Below are 469 nucleotides of genomic sequence, written 5' to 3' on the forward strand. Positions count from 1 at the left end.
GCTAGTTTTGTAGATGTAAAAAATTCGCATTTTAATGTTAATAATTCAGATTTGATGAATGTAACCTTTGAAAATGCAATATTTAGTACTGCGAGTTTTGAGAATGCTAATCTAGAAAATGCCAATTTCTCAAATGTAATAATTAATGCTGCTCATAACGGGAATGGCAAATATTCAGCAGGCGCCAAATTCGCTGGTGCAAACCTTACGAACGCGGATTTCTCAAATGCGAAAATCGCTTGGGGTAATTTTAATGGAGCCAATTTAACCAATAGTGACTTTACTGATTTCACAGCAGTGATTGCTGAATTTAATGGTGCAGATGTAACAGATGCTAACTTCCAAAATGCAACATTCTTGTTTGCCGATTTTACAAATGCAAATTTTGAGGCAGCCTTAGTTGCCGATATGCTTTCTTTCTTCACAAAAGAAAACTCTCCTGATTTTCTTGAGAATAACGAGTCTAAGT

1 protein-coding gene is annotated in these 469 nt (G+C 35.2%); it reads left to right on the forward strand.

Annotated features, from left to right (window positions below; genetic code table 11):
* On the forward strand, positions 1 to 469 hold a 469-nt coding region (locus E1160_RS00025; RefSeq protein WP_218048598.1), incomplete at both ends, for a pentapeptide repeat-containing protein.

This window comes from Curvivirga aplysinae (assembly GCF_009711445.1).
GTDB lineage: Bacteria > Pseudomonadota > Alphaproteobacteria > UBA8366 > Aestuariispiraceae > Curvivirga > Curvivirga aplysinae.